General features: G+C 72.5%; 7 protein-coding genes. 6 read left to right on the top strand and 1 reads right to left on the bottom strand.

Annotated features, from left to right (window positions below; all coding sequences use genetic code 11):
• Both ABD352_RS10460 and ABD352_RS10455 read left to right on the top strand, forming a co-directional pair.
• Positions 1 to 924 (top strand): WD40 repeat domain-containing protein (locus ABD352_RS10460; RefSeq protein ID WP_425553515.1); only part of this gene is annotated, 924 nt, incomplete at its 5' end.
• Positions 924 to 1,595, top strand: coding sequence for a hypothetical protein (locus tag ABD352_RS10455; protein ID WP_344612070.1), 672 nt, complete (start codon positions 924 to 926; stop codon positions 1,593 to 1,595). The genes ABD352_RS10460 and ABD352_RS10455, both read left to right, overlap by 1 nt.
• A gap of 199 nt (positions 1,596 to 1,794) precedes the next feature.
• On the opposite strand, the gene ABD352_RS10450 is transcribed toward ABD352_RS10455, so the two are convergent.
• Positions 1,795 to 2,169 carry a MerR family transcriptional regulator gene (locus ABD352_RS10450; RefSeq protein WP_344612069.1) on the bottom strand — a complete coding sequence of 125 codons (375 nt, stop codon included), beginning with the start codon at positions 2,167 to 2,169 and terminating at the stop codon, positions 1,795 to 1,797.
• A 139-nt stretch (positions 2,170 to 2,308) separates the two neighbouring features.
• On the opposite strand from ABD352_RS10450, the gene ABD352_RS10445 reads away from it, so the two are divergent.
• The 4 genes from ABD352_RS10445 to ABD352_RS10430 all read left to right on the top strand — a co-directional run bounded on the left by ABD352_RS10445 (position 2,309) and on the right by ABD352_RS10430 (position 6,929).
• Positions 2,309 to 3,520: an inorganic phosphate transporter gene (locus tag ABD352_RS10445; protein ID WP_344612068.1), complete on the top strand. Its 1,212-nt coding sequence runs from the start codon at positions 2,309 to 2,311 to the stop codon at positions 3,518 to 3,520.
• Entirely contained in the window at positions 3,520 to 3,837 is a 318-nt protein-coding gene (locus ABD352_RS10440) for a hypothetical protein (protein WP_344612067.1), read from the top strand. Before ABD352_RS10445 ends, ABD352_RS10440 begins: the two co-directional genes overlap by 1 nt.
• A gap of 8 nt (positions 3,838 to 3,845) precedes the next feature.
• Positions 3,846 to 4,163 (top strand): DUF3349 domain-containing protein, encoded by a 318-nt coding sequence (locus ABD352_RS10435; RefSeq protein WP_344612066.1) that lies wholly within the window; start codon positions 3,846 to 3,848, stop codon positions 4,161 to 4,163.
• A 264-nt stretch (positions 4,164 to 4,427) separates the two neighbouring features.
• Positions 4,428 to 6,929 carry a LamG-like jellyroll fold domain-containing protein gene (locus ABD352_RS10430; RefSeq protein ID WP_344612065.1) on the top strand — a complete coding sequence of 834 codons (2,502 nt, stop codon included), beginning with the start codon at positions 4,428 to 4,430 and terminating at the stop codon, positions 6,927 to 6,929.
• Positions 6,930 to 6,956: the final 27 nt, after the last annotated feature.

Raw genomic sequence — 6,956 nt, 5'->3', positions numbered from 1 at the left:
AGCGCGGTCACCGGCGCCGACGGCCGGGTGTCGCGGGTGGACGCGGCCACCGGCCGGACGGCCGGCCCGCCGCTGCGGCCGGGCGTGCAGTCCCCGGCCGCCCTGGCCCAGAGCCCGGACGGCGCCCTGCTCGCCGCCCTCGACGGCCGCCGGCTGACCGTGTGGACGACGGCCGACGGCACCGCCCGCGACGCCACCTTCCCGGTCGGCACGCCGATCGACGCGCCCGCCTCCGGGCTCGCGTTCGCCCCGGACGGCAGCCGCCTGGCGCTCGTCCACCCCGACGGCGCCACCGGGCTCGTGCACCTCCCCGACCCATCCGCCGACGAGGTGCGCCTCCCCGTCGGCGCGTCGGCCCGCGACGTCGCGTTCGCCCCGGACGGCCACACCCTCGCCGTCGCCACCGAGATCGACACCCAGCTGTGGGACGCGGCCACCGGGACGCGGCTGCGGTCGCTGCCCGGCGCCGCCCGGGCCGTCGCCTGGGCCGGCCCGCACACGCTGGTGACGACCGACGGCCGGCAGGTCGTCCGGTGGGACCTGCCGTCGGGCCGGTCGCTGGCCCTCGGCGCCTCCGACCCGGGCTCCGGCCCGCTCGCCCGGCTGGCCGCCGCCCCGGGCCCGGGCCTGGTCGCCGCCACCACCGAAGGCGGCGCCGTCGAGCTGTGGAACCTCGACAGCGGCCACCGCCTCGACGGCATCCTCTTCCCCCCGGTCCCGGTGCTGTTCCTGGCCTTCACCGCCGACGGCGGCACGCTGCTGGCGTCGGGCCCCACGCTGACCCGCTGGAGCGCCGACCCGCAGCGCGTCACCGCCTGGGTCTGCGACGTGGTGCGGCGCAACCTCACCGACGCGGAGTGGCGGGCCTACGGGTCGGGCCAGCGGCCGCGCGTCTGCCCCGGCCTGCCGATGGAAGGATCCTGATGCACCGTCGCACCGTGCTGTCGTCGCTGCTCGCGGCGGCGTCCGTCCCCCTGGCCGCCTGCGCCCGCCCGGCCCGCGACCAGCCGGCCGCCGCCGTCCCCACCACCGCCACAGCCCCCGCCACCACCGCGGCCCCCGCCACGACGGCGTCCACCCCCGACCTGTCGGGCGTGCTGATCCGGCCGGACGGGTACGTCGCCGTGCGCGGCGACGGCCTGTCCGGCCCGGTCGGCCGCTCCGACGCCGCCCGGGTCTTCGCCGACCACCCGGGCGACGCCGCCGCCGTCCTGCACCACGGGTTCGCCGGCGGCTACCTGCAGGCCTGGAGGTCCCCGGAGCCGACCTTCGACGCCGGCAGCACGGCCATCCCCGACACGACGGTCCTGGTCGGCGCCGTCCTGCAGTTCGACACGGCCTCCAACGCACAGGCGATCCTGCAGTACTTCGACCAGCAGAGCCGCGCCGACCGCTACCAGCCCTTCACCGTGCCGTCGTCGCTGACCGGCGGCTACGGATTCCACTGGGGGCCCGACAACGCCGGCATCACCTACCAGAGCGTGACGTGGATGAAGGGCGCCCGGCTGCTGCAGTGGCTGGCCCAGTACTCCGAGCCCCGCCCCTCCACCGACCGCATCATCCGCCTGGCCGTCAGCCAGAACGCCGCGGCCTGAGGTCTGTTTCGAACTCCGGCTGCAGCTCGGCGAGAAGGGCACCACGGCGGCGCTCACCGGCGATTGCTCCTGGCAGTGCACGTGAACTGCGAGGTCCGCGCTCGGTCCCCGGACCGCGTCCGGGCACCCGGGTCCGAGGGGCCGTCGATGCCGTGCAGCTCGCCCCACGCGATCCGGCCGAGGGCCGTCGGCAGCGCGGTTACGGGACCGGGCGCGGGTCGAGCTGGAGCTGGTACCAGGCGATCTTCTCGCGGATCCTCGCCTGCTCGCTGCGCAGGGCGGCGATCTTCAGCTCGATCTCGCGGTCGTGCTCGGCGAGCAGGTCGACGCGCTCGGCGAAGGTGGCGTCGCCGCCGCGGGCGAGCTCGGCGTAGCGCAGCATCCGCTGGATCGGCATGCCGGTGTCGCGCAGGCAGCGCAGAATGCCCAGCCAGGTCAGGTCGTCGTCGGTGAACACCCGCTGGCCGCCGGCGTTGCGCCCGACGCTGTCGAGCAGGCCGATGCGCTCGTAGTAGCGCAGCGTGTCCAGGCTGAAGCCGGTCCGCTCGACCGCCTCCCGCGGGGTGTACGTCATCTCCCTGTTGTACCGGTACAGGGCCACCCGGCGCGACCCCGCCGCGAAACAGGCGTACAGCAGGTGAACAACGGGCGAACATTGCGCGGGTGTGGTCTCTGTCGTGGAGGGACCCGCACAGACGCGCGACGATCCACTTGTGACAGAAACGACCGTCGTGCTCGTCCTGGTGATCGTGACCGCCCTCGGGTTCGATTTCACCAACGGCTTCCACGACACGGCCAACGCGATGGCCACCTCCATCGCGACGAAGGCGCTGCGGCCCAAGGTCGCTGTGGCGCTGTCGGGACTGCTGAACCTCATCGGTGCGTTCCTCTCCGTCGAGGTCGCGCTCACGGTGACCAACGCCGTGGTCAAGATCCAGAACTCCAACGGCACACCGAAGGCGGAGCTGCTCGAAGGCGGCGGATTCGCCCTCCTGCTCATCGTGCTCGCCGGCCTCGTCGGCGGGATCGTGTGGAACCTGGTCACCTGGCTGCTCGGCCTGCCCTCCAGCTCATCGCACGCGCTGTTCGGCGGCCTCGTCGGGTCGACCATCGCCGGGCTGGGCTGGGCCGGGGTCAACTGGAACGGCAACGGCACGAAGCTCGACGGCCTGGTCGGCAAGGTCCTGCTGCCGGCGGTCATGTCGCCGGTGATCGCGGCGGTCATCTCCGCGGCCGGCACCTGGCTGATCTACAAGGTGGTCATCGGGGTCGCGCAGCGGTTCACCGACAACGGGTTCCGCTGGGGCCAGATCGGCTCCGCGTCGCTGGTGTCGCTGGCCCACGGCACGAACGACGCGCAGAAGACGATGGGCGTCATCACCCTGGCCCTCATCGCGACCGGCGACTGGACCGACACCAAGAGCATTCCGTTCTGGGTGAAGGCCGCCTGCGCCCTCGCGATCGCGCTGGGCACCTACCTCGGCGGCTGGCGGATCATCCGCACGCTGGGCAAGGGCCTCGTCGAGATCGCGCCGCCGCAGGGCATGGCCGCCGAGTCGGCTTCGGCCGCGGTCATCCTGGCCTCCAGCCACCTCGGCTTCGCGCTGTCGACCACCCACGTGGCCACCGGCTCGATCCTCGGCACCGGCATCGGCAAGCCCGGCGCGCAGGTGCGCTGGGGCGTGGCCGGCCGCATGGTGCTGGCCTGGCTGATCACGCTGCCGGCGGCGGCCGTGGTGGGCGCCCTCATGTGGTGGATCGGCCACCTCGTCGGCGGCCTGGCCGGCGCCATCGTGGTCTTCCTCGTCCTGCTCGCGCTGGCCGGGTACATGTACTGGCACTCGCGCAAGGCCCCGGTCGACCACAACAACGTCAACGACGAGTGGGCAGGCGCCACTCCCGAGCCGGTCGAGGCGGTCCGCTGATGTCGCACAACCTGTCACTGGCCCTGCAGGCGGCGTGGAAGGTGCTCCTCGTCGGGCTCGTGCTCGGCGCGGGTCTTCCGGCCCTGTTCGCGCTCGGCGTACGCTCCCTCGCCTGGGGCACCGGCGGCGAGGCCGAGGTCCACGCGGACGGCACCCCGGGCCCGAAGGCGCAGCCGTTCGGCACCGTGCTCGGCTGGGTGTGCTTCGTCGTGGTGCTGCTCGGCGTGGCTCTGGGCATCACCTTCATCGTGGCCAGCGGCTTCGGCAAGGTACTGAGCTTCGAGCACGTCTACCCGACGATCGTCAACAAGAAGTAGGGGGAGCAGTGAGCGAGTCCCGGTCCAACTTCCTCACCCGCAGCATCGACTGGCTGCGCGCCGGCTACCCGAAGGGCGTCCCCCGGCAGGACTACGTCGCCCTGCTGGGACTGCTGCGGCGCAAGCTGACCGAGGACGAGATCCGCGGGATCGCCCGCGACCTGGCCGCGCAGTCCGACGGCGGCGGGGACCCCATCACCACCGAGGACATCGAGGCGCTGATCAGCGACTCGATGCTGCAGGACGCCAGCCCGGAGGACATCGTGCGGGTGTCCGCGCACCTCGCCGCCGGCGGCTGGCCCCTCGCCGACCCGCCGACCGACTGACCGCACGAACCCCCTGCGCCCGAGGCGCGGCGGCCGACCGACTGACCGCACGAACCCCCGCGCCGAGGCGCGGCGGCCGACCGACTGACGGCCGGACAACGAGCACCGTCACGAACCCCCTGCGCCGAGGCGCGGGGGGTTCGTTTTGTGTGCACCAGGAAACGAAGCCTGTTCATATTTGTGTACTTCTCTTGACGCTTGGTGATCGCATTTGTTGAGATGAGTGCGCTCTTGCGGTTCCGCTACGCAGAAAAGGATGCACGGATGCGAACACACACCAGACTCAGGCGGATGCTCGTCGCCTCGGGGGCCGCGGTCCTGGCCGCGCTCGTCGGGGCGACCGGGCCGAGCGCGGCCGCACCGCCACCGGCCGACGCACCCGCCTGGCACGTCGGAATCCCGCCACTGGCCACCAAATGGACGGGCAACGTCGGGCCGGACAACGCGCTGCCGGAGTACCCGCGCCCCCAGCTCACCCGGGACAAGTGGCAGAACCTCAACGGCGTCTGGGAGTTCGCCCGCGCCTCCGCCGGCCAGGCCGTGCCCGCCGGGACGAGCCTCGCCGAGCGCGTGCTGGTGCCCTACCCGATCGAGTCGGCACTGTCGGGCATCCAGCGGCACGAGGACCGGATGTGGTACCGCCGGACCTTCACCGTCCCCAAGAACTGGGGCGTCGGGTCGGGCCAGCGGCTGCAGCTGCACTTCGGCGCGGTCGACTACGACGCCAAGGTGTACGTCAACGGCACGCTCGTGGCCACGCACCGCGGCGGCTACGACGGCTTCGACGCCGACGTCACCGACGCGCTGAGCGGCACCGGGCCGCAGGAGCTCATCGTGTGGGCCGAGGACCTCACCGACGCCACCGGCCAGCCGATCGGCAAGCAGCGGCGCACCTCCGACCACGGCATCTTCTACCAGGGCAGCTCCGGCATCTGGCGCACGGTGTGGATGGAGCCGGTGCCCACCGCCTCCATCGACGGCCTCACGACCACGCCCGACGTCGCCGCCGGGGTCGTCAAGGTCACCGTCGCCGGGGGCGCGGGCCTGACCGTGAAGGCGGTCGCCAAGGCCGGCAACAAGGTGGTCGGACAGGCGACGGGCACGGCCGGGACCGAGCTGCGGGTGCCGGTGCCCGACGCGAAGCTGTGGTCGCCGGACTCGCCGTACCTCTACGACCTGCAGGTCAGCCTGCTGGACGGCACCAAGACCGTGGACAGCGTCGGCTCCTACTTCGGCATGCGCCAGATCGGCACCGCCCGCGGCGCCGACGGCAAGCTGCGCATCGCGCTCAACGGCAAGATCCTGTTCAACCTGGCCAACCTCGACCAGGGCTTCTGGCCCGACGGGCTCAACACGGCGCCGACCGACAACGCGCTGAAGTTCGACCTCGAGCAGGACAAGGCGATGGGCTTCAACGCGGTGCGCAAGCACATCAAGGTGGAGCCGGACCGCTGGTACTACTGGGCCGACAAGCTCGGCCTCATGGTGTGGCAGGACATGCCGGCCGCCAACACCGGGCCGATCCCGGAGGCGTGGCGCGGGCAGTTCGAGGCCGAGCTGCACGAGATGATCCGCGAGCACAGCAGCTTCACCTCGATCGTGGCGTGGGTGCCGTTCAACGAGGGCTGGGGCGAGTGGGACCGCGCCGCGACCGGGCGCATCGCCGACGACGTCAAGGCCCAGGACCCGACCCGGCTCGTCGACGCGCACAGCGGCGTCAACTGCTGCAACTCCCACGGCGACTCCGGCCGCGGCGACGTGATCGACTTCCACCAGTACCTCGGCCCGGCCTCCCCCGCCCCGAGCGGCGACCGGGTGGCGATCGACGGCGAGCACGGCGGCTTCGGGCTCAAGACGTCCAACCACATGTGGTTCGGCGACGGCCAGGCCTACGAGATGGAGCCGGACAAGGCGACGCTCACCGCCAAGTACGTGCAGAACCAGCAGGACGTCATCACCTCGGCCAAGGCGTGCGGGATCAGCGCCTCGATCTACACCCAGATCACCGACGTCGAGGGCGAGCTCAACGGCTTCTACACCTATGACCGGCAGGTCGCCAAGATGGACCTCAAGCAGGTCAAGGCGATCAACCAGAAGATCATCGCGCAGGCCGACGGCTCGGCGGCGAACCTCCCGCAGCCGCCGCCCGGCACGCCGGGCCTCACCGGCGTGGCGTTCTGGCCCCTGGACGGCACGGCCGCGGACGCCGCCGGCAGCCACGACGCCTCCCTGGTCGGCGGCGCCGCGTTCGTCGCCGGCAAGAACGGCGACGGCGTGCAGTTCGACGGCACCGGCTACCTCGACGCGGGCGCCCCGGTGCTGAACACGGCGACGGACTACACCGCCGCCGCGTGGGTCAAGCTGGACCGGGCCGACGGGGCGTTCCAGACCGTGGTCAGCCAGGACGGGCCGACGAACAGCGACTTCTTCCTGCAGTACTCCGGCGCCGACCAGCGCTTCGCGATGAGCTTCGCGGGCGTGCGCGCCCTCGCGCCGGTCAAGCCGAACCCGGGCCAGTGGTACCACCTGGTCGGGGTCCGGGACACGGTGAAGGGCGAGCTGCGCCTGTACGTCGACGGCGAGCTGGCCGGCACCGCGAGCGCCTGCATGCCGCAGGGCGGGCCGACCGGGCACACGGTCATCGGCCGCGGCAAGTACGGCGGCAACCCCGTGGACTACCTCCGCGGCACGGTCGACCAGGTGCACCTGTACGACCGGGCGCTGAGCGCCGCGGAGATCCGCGACCTCTACACCTCCGGGGCGTGAGCCTCAGCCGGCCCGCTCAGGCTCGGC

It is taken from the genome of Dactylosporangium salmoneum (genome assembly GCF_039532525.1).
Classification (GTDB): domain Bacteria; phylum Actinomycetota; class Actinomycetes; order Mycobacteriales; family Micromonosporaceae; genus Dactylosporangium; species Dactylosporangium salmoneum.
Note: the sequence above shows the minus strand (reverse complement) of the source record. Positions and strands in the feature narration are given on the sequence as shown.